Genomic DNA, 14,770 nt, shown 5'->3' with positions numbered 1-14,770 from the left:
TCAGACCGTTATCGCAGGCAAGCCAGCTCCCACATTTTGATTTTTTGAGGCCTTAAGAACGCGCCAGGGTCAGCAATCGCTCGCGCCACGCAGCCTTCGCCGGCAACGCCAAAAAGAACGGGTTCAACAACGAGGCCCGTGCCGGATAGCTGAACGGCTCGCCGCTCAATTCCAGCACCTCGCCCCCTGCGCCTTCCAGTACGCCCTGGGCCGCAGCGGTGTCCCATTGCGATGTTGGCGCCAGGCGCGGGTAGCAATCGGCGCTGCCCTCGGCCAGCAGACAGAACTTCAGCGAGCTGCCGATATTCGCCAGTTTCAATGCCCCAAGCCCTTCACTCAAACCGTCGAGCAGGCGTTCCTGTTCAGGGCTGGAATGGCGCCGGCTGGCGACCACGGTAAAGGACTCGCCCGCCGCCGGTGCCTCACGCACCTGAATCTGCCTGGGCGCGTCATTCACATCGGAGCGCCACGCCCCCAGCCCGGCACCACCGAAGTAGCAACGGCCACTGGTCGGCATCGACACCACACCGAATACCACTCGGCCTTGCTCGATCAACGCAATATTGACGGTGAACTCTTCGCTGCCGGAAATAAATTCCTTGGTGCCATCCAACGGGTCCACCAACCACCAGCGCTGCCAGCCGGCACGCACGCTCTGATCGATATCAGCATCTTCTTCGGACAGCACCGGAATGCTCGGGTCGAGCGCGGTAAGGCCCGCCAGGATCAGGTGGTGAGCCGCCAGGTCCGCCGCCGTCACCGGCGAATCATCCGACTTGGCGGTAACGGCCACATCGGCGCGCCAAAACGGCAGAATCACTTCACCCGCCTGGCGAGCCAGCTCAATCACAGGGGCAATATACGGGTGGCCTAAAAACAGTTCGCTCATGCGGTAAACGCTCCACGCTGGGTCAACAGGTCTCGTACCAGATACAGTGCGGCCAGGGCGCGGCCTTCGCTGAACTGCTCGTTTTGCGCCAGTTGCGACAACTCGCGCAGGTTGACCCTGTCCACACGCATCGGCTCAGGCTCATCGCCTTCCAGGCGCTCTTCGTACAGTTCAGTGGCCAGCACCACCTGGATTTTCTGGCTCATATAGCCAGGCGACAACGACAGCTCGGTAATGTGCTCCAACTGTCGCGCGCCATAGCCGGCTTCTTCCTTGAGTTCACGGTCGGCTGCCGCCAGCACGTCTTCGCCGGGTTCGATCAACCCTTTGGGTAACGACAACTCATATTCGTCGGTGCCACCGCAGTATTCTTCCACCAGTAACGCATGGTCCTCGTCGATCATCGCCACGATCATCACCGCGCCGTAGCCGGCACCGCGGCCTACCAGGCGCTCGTAGGTTCGTTCAACGCCATTGGAAAAGCGCAGTTGCACTTCCTCCACGCGGAACAAACGGCTACTGGCGACTATTTCGCGGGCGAGTACGGTGGGTTTCTGGCGCATAAGCGGCTCCTTGGCATGATCGGGTTACTATACCGTGGCTTTTCCGATTGTCTGTGTCGGATATCTTTACTTACATGAGAACGCCCCATGCCCTCTTTGCCCTGGCACGCCATCGACACCGTCCTGCTGGACATGGACGGCACCTTGCTTGACCTGCATTACGACAACCACTTCTGGATGGAGCACCTGCCCCAGCGCTATGCCGAGCTGCACGGCGTGACCCGGGCCATGGCCGAGATGGAGTTGCAGCCACTGTTCGAGCGTAACGCCGGACAGTTGCAATGGTATTGCCTGGATTTCTGGAGCACGGAGCTGAAGATCCCGGTGCGCGAGCTCAAGCTCGAAACCGCCCACCTGATCGCCCTGCGCGCGGATGCGGATACGTTTCTGGCAGCGGTCAAACGGGCCGGCAAACGCGTCATCCTGATCACCAATGCGCATCGTGACTCGCTGTCATTGAAACTGGAACGCATTGAGCTGGCGCCGTATTTCGAGCGGTTGATCAGCTCTCACGACTACGGTTTCCCCAAGGAAAACCTGCAGTTCTGGGATGCCCTGCAAGCCGATATCCACTTTGACCCGGCCCGCAGCCTGTTTATCGATGACACCTTGCCGATCCTGCGCAGTGCCCGGGATTTTGGCGTGGGGCATCTGCTGGCGGTGAAAGAGCCGGACAGTCAGAAAGGGCCGAAGGATACTGCGGAGTTTGCGGCGGTAGACGATTACCGGGACTTGATCGTCGGCCTTTAGATCGCATCGCGGGCAAGCCCGCTCCCACATTTGGAATGCACTCTCCTGTGGGAGCGGGCTTGCCCGCGATTGCCGTTACTCGGAGTGAGGCTTTACTCAGGAATACGCAGCGTCTGCCCTGGGTAAATTTTGTTCACATCTTTGAGCAGCGGCTTGTTGGCCTCGAAGATTTTGTTGTACTGGTTGGCGTTGCCATACACCGCCAGGGAAATCGCACTCAGGGTGTCGCCCTTTTTCACCACCACAAAACGGGCGGCGGCGACGACAGGGCCGGAGACGGTAATCTGGTCATCTACAGTGGCTACACCGGCAATATTGCCCGCCGCCAGAAGGATTTTTTCTTTCTCTTCCTGGCTGGCGACTTCACCCGTGATCGTCACCTTGTCACCGTCCACGGTGGCGTGAACGTTAGGGTTACCCAGCCCTACTGCTTCGATATGTTTTTTCAACTCATCGCTGGCGTTAGCGTTACCCGGCGTCAACAGATCGATCAGCTTTTCGCCTGCTTCTTTCACGAAACTAAAAAGACTCATGGTGTGCTCTCCTTGGGTTTGATTTCCAGATGCCAAAGACTAGACCAATCCCGCAGACTTGGGTTCCAGCCGACCAAAGACCCAAACGCGCTAGAATCCCACGCCATTGGTATAAGCCCGGAGCGAAGATGGACATCAAACAGTTGAAATTCCTCATCGCCCTCGACGAGACCCGGCACTTTGGCCAGGCGGCCGCGCGTTGCCATATCACCCAGCCGACTCTGTCGATGCGCCTGCGCAACCTCGAAGAAGAACTGGACTTGCAACTGGTCAACCGTGGCCAGCGCTTCGAAGGCTTCACCGCGCCGGGCGAGCGCGTCCTGGCATGGGCACGCACCGTACTGGCGGCCTATGACGGCTTGCAGGCGGAAGCGGCGGCCTGTCGCGGCAACCTCGTGGGTACGTTGCGCCTGGGTGTGGTGCCGCTGTCGAGCTTCGATCCCCTGGCGTTGATGCAACAACTGCACAAAGAACACCCGAACCTGCGCTTTGAGCTCTCGGCATTAAGCTCCGAACAAATCCTCGAACAGCTGGCGAGCAATCGCTTGGACCTCGGTGTGTCGTATCTGGAGCGCCTCGACAACGAGCGCTTCGACTCGCTGGCACTGGGCGAAACCCGCATGGGCCTGCTCTACGACCAACGGTTTTTCAGCTTCGGCGACAAGCCGTTGAGTTGGGAAGCACTGATTGAATTGCCGTTGGGCATGCTCACCAGCGGCATGCACTTTCGTCAGTCAATCGACCACAACTTCCACAGCCGTGGGCTCAACCCGCAGCCTTTGTTACAAACCGATGCGGTGCATCAATTGTTACAAGCCGTGCACGGCGGCCTGTGTTGCGCCGTGATGCCGCTGGACGGTGGCCTCGACGCCCTGACCGAACACCTGCGTCTACAACCGATTGAAGATGCTCACACCCTGGCGCGACTGGGGCTGATCATGCGCCGTAGCGCACCCCGCTCCGCACTGGCCGAAGCCTGTTTCGCGCTGTTTCAAAAATCGCAAATCGAACCTTGATCGACGCCATCTATCGGTAGATCAGTACTGGCAATTAGACGCGACCCTTTGTCGCGCCTAGTCTAAACACTGATCAATCCCCCGGTGGTACTGCCCCATGGAAGCCAAGCGCCCAGTCTGCGCGGCGCCCGCCCCTGAAACGCCCGCGCCCGCCGCCAGTCAGAGCTACCAGTTTTGCAACCTGGAACACACTGAAGTCGCCAGCACGGCCTTGGCCGAAGAAGTGGCGTTAGCGATTGCCTATAACGACATCAGCCAAGCCGTGATGCTGGTGACGCCGACGGATCTGGAAGACTTCATCGTCGGTTTCAGTATCGGTAGTGGCATTATTGCCGACGTTAGCGACATTTATGACCTGAAACTCAGCGGTTCGGGTTCTGCCCAATACGCCCAGGTTCAGATCTCCAGCCGTGCCTTCTGGAACCTCAAGCAGCAACGCCGCCAGTTGGCAGGCACCAGTGGCTGTGGTTTGTGCGGTGTGGAGGCGGTGGAACAAGCGTTGCCAGACCTTCAGGTGCTGCCCGGCGCACCGTTGCCGCCCGCCGAATGGCTCGACGGCCTGCGCCAGCGCATCAGCGCGTTCCAGCCCTTGGGCCAGTACAGCGGCGCGGTGCATGCGGCGGTATTTATGAACAACCAGGGCGAGTTGCTGATGGGCCGTGAAGACATCGGCCGGCATAACGCCCTCGACAAGTTGATCGGCGCACTGATCCGCCAAAAGATTCCGACCGACGGCAGCCTGGCAATCGTTACCAGCCGCTGCAGCCTCGAACTGATCCAGAAAGTTTTGCGCGCAGGCATCCAGACCCTGGTCAGCCTGTCGTCGCCTACCGGCCTGGCCGTGCAATGGGCCCGCCGCCACAACCTCAATCTCATCCACCTGCCACAGAAAAGTGCGCCGCGGGTCTACAGCCCTGCGATGGAGAACCAGCCATGAGCCTGCACCACCAAGCCGACGAAACTCCGAAGCCACGCTACAAGCCCTACAAAGGCCCGGCCGGCGGCTGGGGCGCACTGATCAGCGTGGCGCAGGCCTGGCTGACCAGCGACAACGCGCTGAAAAACCTGCGCATGATGCTCAAGACCAACCAGAACGGCGGCTTTGACTGCCCGGGCTGCGCGTGGGGCGACTCGCCAGAAAGCGGGGTAGTCAAATTCTGCGAAAACGGCGCCAAGGCGGTCAACTGGGAGGCCACCAAACGCCGTGTGGATGCTGCCTTCTTCGCCAAGCACAGCGTCACTGCGCTGCTGGAGCAGAGCGACTATTGGCTGGAGTACCAGGGCCGCCTGACCGAACCGATGCGCTATGACGCCGAGACCGATCGCTATACGCCGATCAGTTGGGAAGCGGCATTCGACCTGGTCGGCAAACACCTCAACGCCTTGCCCAGCCCGGACATGGCCGAGTTCTACACCTCGGGCCGCGCCAGCAACGAAGCGGCGTACCTGTATCAGCTGTTTGTGCGCGCCTACGGCACCAACAACTTCCCGGATTGTTCGAACATGTGTCACGAGGCCAGCGGCGTGGCCCTGGCGCAAAGCGTGGGCGTCGGCAAAGGCACCGTGACCTTTGATGACTTCGAACATGCCGATGCGATTTTCGTCTGGGGCCAGAACCCCGGGACTAACCACCCGCGCATGCTCGAGCCGCTGCGTGAAGCGGTGAAACGTGGGGCCCAGGTGGTGTGCATCAACCCACTCAAAGAGCGCGGGCTGGAACGCTTCCAACACCCGCAACACCCGCTGGAAATGCTCACCAACGGCGACAAGCCGACCAACACCGCTTACTTCCGCCCAGCCCTGGGTGGCGACATGGCCATCCTGCGCGGCATGGCCAAGTTCCTGCTGCTGTGGGAGCGCCAGGCCCAGGCCGAAGGCAAAGAAGCTGTGTTCGACCACGACTTCCTCAACGAACACACGGCCAATGTGCTGGATTACCTCGGCCAGATCGACGACACCTCGTGGGATGAGATCGTCGCGCAGTCCGGCCTGACCCTGGTTGAGCTTGAGCAAGCGGCGCGCATGTACGCCAAAGGCAAGAACGTGATCATGTGCTGGGCGATGGGCATCACCCAGCACCGCCACTCGGTGCCGACCATCCAGGAAATCGCCAACCTGATGCTGCTGCGCGGCAACATCGGCCGCCCAGGCGCAGGCCTGTGCCCGGTGCGCGGCCACAGTAACGTGCAGGGCGACCGCACCATGGGCATCAACGAACGCCCACCGGTGGCATTCCTTGATTCGCTGGAGCGTCGCTTCCAGTTCCAGGTGCCCCGCCACAATGGCCACAACGTGGTGGAAGCGATCCACGCCATGCTCGAAGGCCGCTCCAAGGTGTTTATCGGCCTGGGCGGCAATTTTGCCCAAGCCACGCCGGACAGCCCGCGCACCTTCGAAGCGCTGCGCAGCTGCGACCTGACCGTGCAGATCAGCACCAAGCTCAACCGCAGCCACCTGATGCACGGCAAAGACGCGCTGATCCTGCCGTGCCTGGGCCGTACCGACATTGATATCCAGGCCGATGGCCCGCAAGCCGTCACCGTGGAAGACTCGTTCAGCATGGTTCACGGCTCCAACGGCCAACTGCAACCCCTGTCGAAGCAGATGAAGTCCGAGCCTGCCATCCTCGCGGGCATCGCCGCCGCGACCCTGGGCAGCAAACCGGTGGACTGGAACTGGCTGGTGGCCGACTACGGGCGCATCCGCGACCTGATCGCCGACACCATCCCAGGCTTCAAAGACTTTAACGAGAAGATCAAACACCCGGGCGGCTTCTACCTGGGCAACTCCGCCGGCGCACGCCGCTGGAACACACCTTCGGGCCGCGCCAACTTCCGCCCGAACGTGCTGCCCAAAGACCTGATCCACGAACGCACCCACGCCACGGGCCGGGTGCCGGACCTGATCATGCAATCGATGCGCTCCCACGATCAGTACAACACCACCATTTATGGCCTGGACGACCGCTACCGTGGGGTCAAGGGCCAGCGTGACGTGTTGTTCGTCAACGAGGCCGACATCATCCGCCTCGGCTTCAAGCCGGGGCAGAAGGCCGACATCGTGTCGCTTTGGGAGGACGGCCGTGAGCGCCGCGTGAAAGGGTTCACCTTGCTGGCATTCGATATCCCGGCAGGCCAGGCTGCCGCCTACTACCCGGAAGTGAACCCGCTGGTGCCACTGGAAAGCACCGGGGATGGCAGCCATACACCGACGTCGAAATTTGTGGCGATTCGATTGGAAGCGGCGAGTGCGACCGGTTTGATCATGGCGCGCTCGGCCTGATGGGCTTGTTGTGCTGTGCGGGCTGGTTGTAGCGAGCGGGCTTGCCACAACAAGCAAGCCGTCACACATACTTTTTGCGAGGCACAAAAAAGGCCGCTTTTGCATAAAAGCGGCCGTTCCGAAGTAGTTAAAGACTCGCGAAAACCACTTAAGTTCCCCATACAAAACAGCAACTTAGCAAATTGTATACAACCTGTACCACTGGTCGGTTTTCGATTGTCAGTGTCTCGATACAACCTCAGGATCGCGCCGTCATCCTCTTGAGGTCTCTCTATGAAGTTCTCCTCGATTCTCTTGTTGTCCCTTGGCCTGGTCAGTGGCGCAGCCATGGCCGGTGGCACCACCGAAGCCGGTGTGGGCGGCGCATTGGGCGGGGTTTTAGGTTCAGTTGTCGGCCAGCAGATGGGTGGTAACACCGGCTCGGCCATCGGCGCAGCCCTGGGTGGCGCGGGTGGCAGTGCAGTGGGTGCCGACAAACGCAGCCGTGGCGAAGCCGCTATCGGTGGCGCCTTGGGCGCGGCCGGTGGCAACGTGGTGGGCCGCAGCATGGGCGGCAGCACGGGCAGCCTGATCGGCGCAGCCGCCGGCGGTGGTGCGGGCGGCGCGCTGGGCAACTACATGGGCAACAAGAGCGATGACGAAGACCGTCGTTATCGCGGGCGGGACAACCGTCGTTATGACCGTGACGACCATCGCGGCCGCGGCCATGCTTATGGGCATCGCAAGAACAAACATCATTACCGTGATCGGTAAGCCCGCAGTCTAAAGACAACTGCAGGCCCATGTGGGAGCGGGCTTGCCCGCGATAGCACAGCGTCAGGCGACACATCTCAACCTGACCCGCCGCCATCGCTGGCAAGCCCGCTCCCACATTTAATCTCCATTGAGCACAATGGCGGTGTCAGGCCACCAACCGCTGCAACGCCTCGCGCAACATCCCCGGAATCGCCACCGGCTGGTTCGACGCCCGATCCACAAACACATGCACAAAGCGCCCTGCCGCGCAGGCTTCCTCTTCGCCTGCCTTGAACACCGCCAACTCATACTGCACCGAGCTGTTACCCAGCTTGCCCACCCGCAGGCCAATCTCTATGCGGTCCGGAAAGGCAATCGACGCGAAATAATCGCATGCCGAACTCACCACAAAGCCCACCACCTCACCGTCATGAATGTCCAACCCACCGTGTTCGATCAAGTAGGTATTCACCGCCGTGTCGAAGAAGCTGTAGTAGGTGACGTTATTCACATGGCCATACACGTCGTTGTCGTGCCAACGCGTGATGATCGGCTGGAAGTGACGGTAATCGGCGCGCAAGGGCATTGAGTCAGGCATGTGCAGGTCTCACGAAAGTGGATTTACAGATCATTCAAATGACACTCAGCCCACTCACGCACCTCGGCGTAGGGGTAGTCTTCCAGCGCAGCAAAACCGGGAATCCCCCGCGCCTTCAGCTTGGTAAACAACGGCACGCTGATACCCCCCAGGAACCGTGTCAGCCGCTCCGCACCCGGCAGTTGCCCGGTGTGTTCATGATGCCTGTGGATAAAATCGCCGCACAGCCCCATGAAGTTTTTATCCACAAGCCGCGGCAAACTCGGCGGTGCAGGCAAGTGGGCTACATGGCCGTGGCACACCGAACAATGCCCACACCGCAAGGGGGCATCTTCATCGCCAAAGTACTTGGCCAAACGCTGTCCGAGGCAATGCTCGGTTGCAAAAAGGTCGAGCATGGCGTGAATTCGCGCCACCTCCGTCACTTCGTGCTGCTTGAAGCCTGTGTATAACTCTTCGCTCAATGCCTGCGGATCGAAGTCGGTATTCAGCAAGCTGTAGACCTCAGTCATCTGCTTGCTTTCCAGCTCGATCAAGCCCTGTTCCTGGAAGTAATCCAGCGCCTTCACTACACGGCTGCGCTCAGCATTGTGCTGCTGATACAGCGCGTCGAAATCCACAGTCGCCCAGGTCCTGGCGCGATTACACACCTGGATAATCGCCGCGACAAACTGCTGCCGCTCACCCGAAAAACGCGCCAACAAGGCCTCGGGCTCGATCAGGTATTTGAAACGGTATTCGGCGTAAAACGCGTAGCGCGGCGCGATCACGCCCTTGAGCTCCAACTGCACCAGCAATGTCTTGAGCGGCAGCTCGCGGATGTTGCTGTGGTCCGACAGCGACCTCAGCAAGAACTCCCATTGCCCATCGCCCCGCGCCGCCTGCAACTCCTCCAGCACACGGCAAATGCCCGACTGCTCCGGCGTGTCGCCGTAAACAAAGTTTTCCAGCACATTGAGGCTGTCGCGGTTGGCCAACACCAGGCAGTCGGACGGCTGCCCATCACGCCCTGCGCGGCCGATCTCCTGGCTGTAGTTCTCGATGGACTTGGGCAGGTCGAAATGCACCACGTTGCGGATGTCACTCTTGTCGATGCCCATGCCAAACGCGATGGTGGCAACGATGCAATTGGAGCGCCCGCCCATAAAGCGTTGCTGGATACCCTCACGTTTATCGTGGGCCAAGCCGGCGTGATAGGCCTCGGCCTGGATGCCATTGCGGTTCAGGTGCTCGGCAATCTGCTCGGCGGTTTTTTGCAGGGTGACGTAAACGATGCTCGGTTGATTGGCTCGCTCGCTCATCCAGGCGACCAGGCGCCGACGCTTATCCACACCGGCAACCGGCTCCACCAGCAAGTTGAGGTTGGGCCGGTAGAAGCCTGTGGTGATGACATCGTCCGGCGCAATGGCGAACTTCGCCTGCATGTCGGCAATCACCTTGGGCGTGGCCGTGGCTGTCAGCAGCAGGGCCTGCGGGATATTGAACTGGCGCTGGTAGTCCGGCAGCTTCAAATAGTCCGGGCGAAAGTTATGACCCCATTCGGAAATACAGTGCGCCTCGTCCACCACCAGCAAGGAGATCTGCACGCTTTGCAGGAAATGACGGAAACGCTCGTTCTTCAAACGCTCCACGGAAATCATCAGGATTTTCAGCTCGCCCGAACGTGCGCGGGCCATTACGTCATTGGCGTCATCGCGGCTCTGGGCCGAATCGATACTGCCAGCTGAAATGCCGTGGCGTTTCAAGAAGCCCAATTGGTCCTGCATCAACGCCAACAGCGGCGACACCACCAACGTCAGGTGCGGCAACAATACCGCCGACAGCTGATAACACAGGGACTTGCCAGAGCCGGTGGGGAAGATCGCCGCCGCTGAACGACCGGCCAGCACCGCACTGACCGCTGCTTCCTGGCCCAAACGAAACTGTGGATAACCAAAGACCTGTTGGAGGGTGTCGTGCATAAGCTGTCACTCCGTTGACCGCTGAACGAGCCCAAACCATAGACCAGCGTGTTCAGCGAATCGAGAAAGGTCGCAAGGAAAAAAGAGACAGGATGATACACAGACTGAGAGATGGCCCAGGGCCGAAGTGGGAGTGTTAACTCGATATTGTGAGAAGAATACAAACCAAATGTGGGAGCGGGCTTGCCTGCGATGGCGGTGTGGCAGTCGACATAAGTATCAACTGAACCACCGCCATCGCGGGCAAGCCCGCTCCCACACTTTTAGACCTGCGCTATGGCTGAATCAGCGGTTCTGCACGCGCTCAATCGCAGTGTCATACACCGGGTTGGCCTTTTGCTCTTTCGCCAACTGGTAGTGACGCAAGGCATCCGAGAATTGCCCCGCTGCTTCGTAGATCCGCGCGATGTTGTAGTAGGCGCCTGCCCGTACGGTCGCTGCATTCACGCCGGTCGCCAGGGCAATCGCCTTACGGTTGGCCCAGATCGACTCGGCGGTGTTGCCGGCTTTCTGATACGCCAGGCCGAGGTTGCCGTAGGCCTTCCCGAAACCATTGTCCAGATCGATGGCCTGACGGAACAGGTCAATCGCCTGGTCGAGGTTACCGGCCTGGTAAGCCGCTTCACCTTGCACGTTCAGACGCTTCGCATCGGTCTGTGCGGAAGAGCTGACAGCTACCGCCGTGACCGCCACGCCGTCATCCAGCAACCCCTTCACTTCATTGAGCACGTTCGGGGCATCAACCGTCACACCGCTGAAATTGTTGATGTCCTGGAAATCGCCACTGCCGGTCATGCGGAACACGGTCCACAGGTTACCGCTGCGGTTCTTCGGCACGTAATAAGTGCGCACCAAGGATTGACCCATGTAGACAAACACCTTGGCCTCGCTGTTGGACAGCTGACGCGAGCCTGGATTGCCGCTGTTGGTGAAGTCATGCACGGCGTAGACGTAGCTTTCGCCGTAGTGCTTTTTCTGCAGGGTGATGGTTTCCGGGCCATAGCTGTCGGTGTCATCCACGTCCAGCTCGGCGTCGGTGCCTTTCTGGTTGCCGAAGAAGATGTTGTTGCCCGGGAAAATCATGTGGGAGTCGAGGTCTTCCGGGGTTTTACCCCAGGTCAGCACGACGCGCAGGCCGTCGAGGTTTTCCATCACCGGGCTGACGGCGTACGTCATGCCTTTGCAAGGGCACTTCACCACCAGGTTGGAATAGCCGGGCTTTTTGATGATCAGCAGATTGCTGGCATCATCGGCGGCTTCGCTGGTGAGGGTCACCTGGCCTTGAGCGTTGGTGCGGCCCACCACGTTTTGTGCGCCGTTGCGTTGCAGCAGCACTTCGGCGTCGGCGATTTTCTGGTCCTTGACCACCGCACTCAGCACCTCGATCGGCAACTGTTCGGCCTGGATCGAAAAAGCCACCGCACACAATGACATCGCCGAGGCGATACGAAGCAAACCCATGCTTAACTCCCTTTAAGTGGTGGGCGGAATCGCCCGACAAGATTTTGCGGTGCAACATACGCTGAATTCGGTGGGTTGGCGTTTTTTTTGTGCGGAATGTGACGTGGTTTTTATCTCGCCTGCCCCCGCAAGCATTGCGCTACAATTGAACATTGCGACCCAGGAGTACGCTGCAATGAGCGAACCGACGTTTGAGCAAAAACAGGATCACTACCACAAGATCCGCCGTTCCAATTATCTGGCCAGCCTGCGCCTGGAAGGGTTCGACACCCAACCGGCCGACGTCGACAAACCCTTGCCGACCCGCGAAGCCGTTCTTGCCAAGTACCGCAAAACCCCACACTGATGCTCGACAAATACGGGGTGGGCCAGGACCCATACTGCTATCCCGATAGCAGCATCCTGCGCAACCGCCTCGATTTGCGCGACGAATCACTCCTGCATCAAGCCGAGCGCGAATTATCTGAAATCGCTGTAGGCAGCCTCCCGCTCTACCCACCGCCCTACGATCTCAGCCGGCTGCAACACATACACCGCACCCTGTTCGGCGATATCTACGACTGGGCCGGTGAGCTGCGCAGCGTCAACATCCAGAAAGGCGACACCCTGTTCTGCACGCCGGAACGCATTCCGCCGGAAGCGACGAAAATCATCCAGTCCATGGAACAGGCCAACTGGTATGTCGGTGCGAACCAGGCCGAACTGGTGCAGTTGATTGCCGAGGCTTATGGCGACCTCAACGTCATCCACCCTTTTCGTGAGGGCAACGGCCGGGCACAGCGGATTTTGTTCGAACAGATCATTGTGAATGCGGGGTTCTCGGTGAACTGGTGGCTGGTGAAACACGCGGCGTGGATACCGGCGAACATTGATGCGGTGGCGTGTGATTATCGGGGGCTGGAGGCGATTTTTGAGCGGTGTATCAGTAAACCAGTCAGTGCTTGATCGAATCACCACCTGTTAAACCATCTGTTTATTGCTCGAAATAACGCTCACTTCTAAGGTTTGGCCCATCGCTGCCAATTCAGCGATCGGGTTTGGTCACTCGAAAACAGCACACATAAGTGCCACTACCTGCCTTGCGAACGTCTATCGTCTCGTAATGCACTGCTATGGCGGCTGTGTGTGGGACGTCTTCGGACGTGTCGGAGTGCTGTTTCCGGCTGGCCAACCCGCGCACAGTCCGCCACCCACCGTTTGGCCACGGTGATGTCGGTTACCTAACAGCAAACCGAGTACCTTCAAATGCAAATACCTGAAACGATGGATCGCTATCGTCAGCTACGCACCAATTTCACCGACACTCACCCTCTCATCATCGACACCGAAGCCACCGCCGAAGACATCCAGTCCGCCGCACACCAGCGCATCCGCGCTGCCTCCGACTTACTGGAAACCTTCACCTGCCTGACCTACGAACACGCTGACCTCAACGATATTTCCCATATCATTAACGCCTTGTACCTGCTCGTGCAGGATGGCTGTGATCTGCTGGAAGCGGCGCAACACGTTCAACTGCAACCGGCAGCCGATAACCCACCACAACCAAGCCAACCACTGAGCTAAACCTGTGGGAGCTGGCTTGCCTGCGATAGCGGTATATCAGGCTATATTTCTGCACCTGACACACCGCAATCGCGGGCGAGCCCGACTCCCACATTGAATGGGTGTTGACCAAAAAATCACTGTCAAACCGAAAATGTCGGACAGCCCTGTGGGAAGCCGCTAAATACAGCGTAGTCCTCTTCCTAAACTGCTTAAAACACCTGCTCCGCCCTCTACATAACCCCCCTTCGCATGACCGAAACTAGCGCCCTCTCAACTGCCCCGGCAAATATCCGTGAACCTCGAAAGGACTCAATACATCGGCCACTACGGCGTCACCTTCATAGTGATTCGCCTTAACGTTTTACCCACCCACAAGCACGCTTTGGCAAACCTGTGTTTGTTAGAAGCGGGTACTTCGGCAAACGAAGTGCGCTATCGACTGGTGGATCTCTACGAAAAGATGTTCGCCCGTGATTTGCCTTGCAAGATGACAGTCGCGGTCTCCAAACCCCTGAGCCGACAACAAGCTGATCTGCTCAACGAGCGCGGGTCCATCGTCACCTTACTGTTGGCTGGGGCCTTCAGCGCTCCCATTCACCCGCTTTCGAAACCTGTAGCACGCGTTGTCGGCGTCACAGTGGGTCTAATCACCAAAAACATCATTATTGACATGCTCTACCAAGCCGTCAAAGCCAAACGCTGGAACACACAGGCACTCGAAGCAAGGAGATTTCAAGCGTCATGAATATCGTCCTGCAAATAGCCTGTTTCTTCGGTTTTTACCTTGTACTGCATTACCAGATCACTGACGCTATTCTGAGAAAACGCCTTGCAGTCACATGCCTCATAACCGGCCTAGCATTGACGTTCTTATTACCCTACGTGGCAGTAATCCTCAGAATGCCCTTCCTCCCTATCTTCGTATTCTTGATAGGCTTGGCACTCTTCATCACCCGCAACAAATACCGACTAAAACGCAACCCTCTCCCTCACCCACTCCCGCGTGCGCCCACCATGAACCTGGCCCCCAACTTCCCCGAAGACCCCGCGATGCAGCAGCTTCTGCAATTGCTGCACGAAGAAATCGGCCTGCCGAAACACAAGACCCTTCGCCTCGACACCTCAATCAACTTCGACCTTGGCTGCGACCGCGCCGAGGCCAAGCAATTCATGGAGGCGTTGGAGCAGGATTTTGCGGTCGACCTGGGCGACTACGACGCTTATCGTTACTTCCAGCCGCCGGTGTTTGATGTGTTCTTGAAGCACCGCGCCAAAGGGCGTGGCGATAAGGTGCCACTGACTATTGGCATGCTCTACCTGGCCATCAAAACTCACAGCTGGGACACGCAAACCCTGGAAAACCTCAGCTGAACCCAAGAACACCGAGTACCAACTGTGGGAGCTGGCTTGCCTGCGATAGCATCACCTAGGTAG

16 protein-coding genes are annotated in these 14,770 nt (G+C 59.0%); 10 read left to right on the top strand and 6 right to left on the bottom strand.

Features of this window, described 5'->3' with window-relative positions; all coding sequences use genetic code 11:
* Positions 1 to 52: 52 nt before the first annotated feature.
* Complete coding sequence (gene cysQ, locus A7J50_RS01385) at positions 53 to 889, bottom strand: 3'(2'),5'-bisphosphate nucleotidase CysQ (protein WP_064450213.1); 837 nt, start codon at positions 887 to 889, stop codon at positions 53 to 55.
* Positions 886 to 1,452, bottom strand: coding sequence for an ADP compounds hydrolase NudE (gene nudE, locus A7J50_RS01380; RefSeq protein ID WP_064450212.1), 567 nt, complete (start codon positions 1,450 to 1,452; stop codon positions 886 to 888). Before nudE ends, cysQ begins: the two co-directional genes overlap by 4 nt.
* 87 nt (positions 1,453 to 1,539) lie before the next feature.
* Between nudE and yrfG the strand changes: the two genes are divergently transcribed.
* Complete coding sequence (yrfG, locus tag A7J50_RS01375; RefSeq protein ID WP_064450211.1) at positions 1,540 to 2,202, top strand: GMP/IMP nucleotidase; 663 nt, start codon at positions 1,540 to 1,542, stop codon at positions 2,200 to 2,202.
* Positions 2,203 to 2,294: 92 nt separating this feature from the next.
* On the opposite strand, the gene lysM is transcribed toward yrfG, so the two are convergent.
* Positions 2,295 to 2,735, bottom strand: a complete 441-nt coding sequence (gene lysM / locus A7J50_RS01370; RefSeq protein ID WP_053253809.1) for a peptidoglycan-binding protein LysM — start codon at positions 2,733 to 2,735, stop codon at positions 2,295 to 2,297.
* Positions 2,736 to 2,863: 128 nt separating this feature from the next.
* Between lysM and A7J50_RS01365 the strand changes: the two genes are divergently transcribed.
* The 4 genes from A7J50_RS01365 (at position 2,864) to A7J50_RS01350 (ending at position 7,786) form a co-directional block, all read left to right on the top strand.
* On the top strand, positions 2,864 to 3,751 hold the full coding sequence (locus A7J50_RS01365) for a LysR family transcriptional regulator (RefSeq protein WP_064450210.1): 888 nt from the start codon (positions 2,864 to 2,866) through the stop codon (positions 3,749 to 3,751).
* A 97-nt stretch (positions 3,752 to 3,848) separates the two neighbouring features.
* Positions 3,849 to 4,688, top strand: coding sequence for a formate dehydrogenase accessory sulfurtransferase FdhD (fdhD, locus tag A7J50_RS01360; protein WP_064450209.1), 840 nt, complete (start codon positions 3,849 to 3,851; stop codon positions 4,686 to 4,688).
* On the top strand, positions 4,685 to 7,033 hold the full coding sequence (locus A7J50_RS01355; RefSeq protein WP_064450208.1) for an FdhF/YdeP family oxidoreductase: 2,349 nt from the start codon (positions 4,685 to 4,687) through the stop codon (positions 7,031 to 7,033). Before fdhD ends, A7J50_RS01355 begins: the two co-directional genes overlap by 4 nt.
* A 273-nt stretch (positions 7,034 to 7,306) precedes the next feature.
* Complete coding sequence (locus A7J50_RS01350; RefSeq protein ID WP_064450207.1) at positions 7,307 to 7,786, top strand: glycine zipper domain-containing protein; 480 nt, start codon at positions 7,307 to 7,309, stop codon at positions 7,784 to 7,786.
* 148 nt (positions 7,787 to 7,934) lie between these two features.
* On the opposite strand, the gene A7J50_RS01345 is transcribed toward A7J50_RS01350, so the two are convergent.
* The 3 genes from A7J50_RS01345 to A7J50_RS01335 form a co-directional block, all read right to left on the bottom strand.
* Complete coding sequence (locus A7J50_RS01345; RefSeq protein ID WP_064450206.1) at positions 7,935 to 8,366, bottom strand: acyl-CoA thioesterase; 432 nt, start codon at positions 8,364 to 8,366, stop codon at positions 7,935 to 7,937.
* A gap of 23 nt (positions 8,367 to 8,389) precedes the next feature.
* The gene (locus tag A7J50_RS01340) at positions 8,390 to 10,327 is read right to left on the bottom strand and encodes a RecQ family ATP-dependent DNA helicase (RefSeq protein WP_064450205.1); all 1,938 of its coding nucleotides are present in this window, start codon (positions 10,325 to 10,327) and stop codon (positions 8,390 to 8,392) included.
* A gap of 285 nt (positions 10,328 to 10,612) precedes the next feature.
* The gene (locus A7J50_RS01335; protein ID WP_064450204.1) at positions 10,613 to 11,788 is read right to left on the bottom strand and encodes a tetratricopeptide repeat protein; all 1,176 of its coding nucleotides are present in this window, start codon (positions 11,786 to 11,788) and stop codon (positions 10,613 to 10,615) included.
* Between the two features lie 175 nt (positions 11,789 to 11,963).
* Here A7J50_RS01335 and A7J50_RS31300 point away from each other — a divergent pair, with 175 nt between their 5' ends.
* The 5 genes from A7J50_RS31300 (at position 11,964) to A7J50_RS01315 (ending at position 14,707) form a co-directional block, all read left to right on the top strand.
* Positions 11,964 to 12,134, top strand: a complete 171-nt coding sequence (locus A7J50_RS31300) for a YhfG family protein (RefSeq protein WP_096236773.1) — start codon at positions 11,964 to 11,966, stop codon at positions 12,132 to 12,134.
* Positions 12,134 to 12,733: a putative adenosine monophosphate-protein transferase Fic gene (locus tag A7J50_RS01330; protein ID WP_064450203.1), complete on the top strand. Its 600-nt coding sequence runs from the start codon at positions 12,134 to 12,136 to the stop codon at positions 12,731 to 12,733. The genes A7J50_RS31300 and A7J50_RS01330 overlap by 1 nt, the downstream gene beginning before the upstream one ends.
* 300 nt (positions 12,734 to 13,033) lie before the next feature.
* Entirely contained in the window at positions 13,034 to 13,354 is a 321-nt protein-coding gene (locus A7J50_RS01325) for a hypothetical protein (protein WP_064450202.1), read from the top strand.
* A gap of 274 nt (positions 13,355 to 13,628) precedes the next feature.
* Positions 13,629 to 14,081: a hypothetical protein gene (locus A7J50_RS01320; RefSeq protein WP_208604449.1), complete on the top strand. Its 453-nt coding sequence runs from the start codon at positions 13,629 to 13,631 to the stop codon at positions 14,079 to 14,081.
* 269 nt (positions 14,082 to 14,350) lie between these two features.
* Positions 14,351 to 14,707 (top strand): DUF1493 family protein, encoded by a 357-nt coding sequence (locus A7J50_RS01315; protein WP_064450201.1) that lies wholly within the window; start codon positions 14,351 to 14,353, stop codon positions 14,705 to 14,707.
* The last annotated feature ends 63 nt before the right edge of the window (positions 14,708 to 14,770 follow it).

This window comes from Pseudomonas antarctica, from assembly GCF_001647715.1.
GTDB classification, from domain to species: Bacteria; Pseudomonadota; Gammaproteobacteria; order Pseudomonadales; family Pseudomonadaceae; genus Aquipseudomonas; species Aquipseudomonas antarctica_A.
This window is presented reverse-complemented; position numbering and strand designations above follow the sequence as displayed.

What these genes read in the sequence shown, in the direction of transcription:
- A7J50_RS31300 (WP_096236773.1), top strand. Translation starts at nt 11,964, where the DNA reads ATGAGCGAACCGACGTTTGAGCAAAAACAGGATCACTACCACAAGATC.
- A7J50_RS01345 (WP_064450206.1), bottom strand. Translation starts at nt 8,366, where the DNA reads ATGCCTGACTCAATGCCCTTGCGCGCCGATTACCGTCACTTCCAGCCG.
- nudE (WP_064450212.1), bottom strand. Translation starts at nt 1,452, where the DNA reads ATGCGCCAGAAACCCACCGTACTCGCCCGCGAAATAGTCGCCAGTAGC.
- yrfG (WP_064450211.1), top strand. Translation starts at nt 1,540, where the DNA reads ATGCCCTCTTTGCCCTGGCACGCCATCGACACCGTCCTGCTGGACATG.
- A7J50_RS01365 (WP_064450210.1), top strand. Translation starts at nt 2,864, where the DNA reads ATGGACATCAAACAGTTGAAATTCCTCATCGCCCTCGACGAGACCCGG.
- A7J50_RS01340 (WP_064450205.1), bottom strand. Translation starts at nt 10,327, where the DNA reads ATGCACGACACCCTCCAACAGGTCTTTGGTTATCCACAGTTTCGTTTG.
- lysM (WP_053253809.1), bottom strand. Translation starts at nt 2,735, where the DNA reads ATGAGTCTTTTTAGTTTCGTGAAAGAAGCAGGCGAAAAGCTGATCGAT.
- A7J50_RS01350 (WP_064450207.1), top strand. Translation starts at nt 7,307, where the DNA reads ATGAAGTTCTCCTCGATTCTCTTGTTGTCCCTTGGCCTGGTCAGTGGC.
- A7J50_RS01335 (WP_064450204.1), bottom strand. Translation starts at nt 11,788, where the DNA reads ATGGGTTTGCTTCGTATCGCCTCGGCGATGTCATTGTGTGCGGTGGCT.
- A7J50_RS01355 (WP_064450208.1), top strand. Translation starts at nt 4,685, where the DNA reads ATGAGCCTGCACCACCAAGCCGACGAAACTCCGAAGCCACGCTACAAG.
- cysQ (WP_064450213.1), bottom strand. Translation starts at nt 889, where the DNA reads ATGAGCGAACTGTTTTTAGGCCACCCGTATATTGCCCCTGTGATTGAG.
- A7J50_RS01325 (WP_064450202.1), top strand. Translation starts at nt 13,034, where the DNA reads ATGCAAATACCTGAAACGATGGATCGCTATCGTCAGCTACGCACCAAT.
- fdhD (WP_064450209.1), top strand. Translation starts at nt 3,849, where the DNA reads ATGGAAGCCAAGCGCCCAGTCTGCGCGGCGCCCGCCCCTGAAACGCCC.
- A7J50_RS01330 (WP_064450203.1), top strand. Translation starts at nt 12,134, where the DNA reads ATGCTCGACAAATACGGGGTGGGCCAGGACCCATACTGCTATCCCGAT.
- A7J50_RS01315 (WP_064450201.1), top strand. Translation starts at nt 14,351, where the DNA reads ATGAACCTGGCCCCCAACTTCCCCGAAGACCCCGCGATGCAGCAGCTT.